This window comes from Pelagivirga sediminicola (assembly GCF_003072125.1).
Lineage (GTDB): Bacteria > Pseudomonadota > Alphaproteobacteria > Rhodobacterales > Rhodobacteraceae > Roseovarius > Roseovarius sediminicola.
The window spans coordinates 1-937 of sequence record NZ_QCYH01000067.1 but is presented as its reverse complement, the minus strand read 5'-3'; the positions used below and the strand labels follow the sequence as shown (position 1 = coordinate 937).

General features: G+C 57.4%; 2 protein-coding genes. One reads left to right on the top strand and one right to left on the bottom strand.

From position 1 onward, the window contains the following. Positions 1 to 205, top strand: a 205-nt coding sequence (locus DC366_RS19490; protein WP_133176262.1) for an Hsp20/alpha crystallin family protein, incomplete at its 5' end; no start/stop codon positions are given. Between the two features lie 106 nt (positions 206 to 311). Here the strand turns inward: DC366_RS19490 and DC366_RS19485 are convergent. Further along, positions 312 to 923: a hypothetical protein gene (locus DC366_RS19485; RefSeq protein ID WP_108693789.1), complete on the bottom strand. Its 612-nt coding sequence runs from the start codon at positions 921 to 923 to the stop codon at positions 312 to 314. Positions 924 to 937 lie beyond the last annotated feature (14 nt).

The window sequence follows — 937 nt, the reverse complement described above, 5'->3', positions numbered from 1 at the left end:
CCGCGGCGAGAGTGAGGAAAAGACCGAGAAGGACGGTTTCACCTCGCAGTCCCGGCGCAGCTTCCACCGGATGATCCCGGTGCCGCCGGGGGTCGATGCGGACAAGGCCGAGGCCGAGTTCAAACGCGGCGTGCTGACCGTGACCTTGCCAAAGACCGAGGAGGCCAAGGCAAGGGTGAAGCGGATCAACGTCAAGTCCGGTTGATCAGACACGGGGGCCGCAAGGCCCGGGCATCAGATCGATTGCCTCAATCTCGCCTTCGTGAACACCTGCCCCGCTACGGGCCGGGGCAGGGCCGTCCCTCATCTTTTCAGATCTTTTTCTGTAATTCCTGCTTGAGCCTGTAGCGACCCCACCAGGACCTGATTTGCGTCGCATAAAGCGTCTTCGGTCGGATCTGGCATTTGTCTCCGGCACACTCGATGTAAAATTGCCGTTTGGATGCCACTATGGCGGAGCTTGCGGCCGAGATCGCTGCAACTTTTACCTCTACGCGGTTAATTGCACCGGCACCCAGATCGTCCGAGGTATTCCTTCGGGCACGCTTCAGAAGGTCTTCAAAGCTGCCGATGTCGATAAACTCCCCGCTTTTCAGTGGACCCTGAAAGGTGGTTGCACTCGGGTTGGACAGATCCTCTTTCGCCATCTCGGTGCGATCAGCGATGGAGGTCTCCCGTTCACCCTCCGGGGACCAGATGGTCAACAGAATTTCAAGAATATATATCGGCTCGAAACCGAGGTTGCTGATGAAGACACGGGCATCCAGACTTTGACTACCACCGAGGTGTATCAGGATTTCGGTGCGTCGTTGGCGCCGCAATCCTGATACAAGAATCTGGAGATAGACGAGCCAGACCAACGCAGTAATTGCACCTACGGTCGCCTGCAAGGGGGATGCATTTTCGGCCAGCCAGTTCCACATGATGCCTCACAAGC

Excerpts from the sequence above, each read along its gene's own strand:
- DC366_RS19485 (WP_108693789.1), bottom strand. The coding sequence starts at position 923 with ATGTGGAACTGGCTGGCCGAAAATGCATCCCCCTTGCAGGCGACCGTA.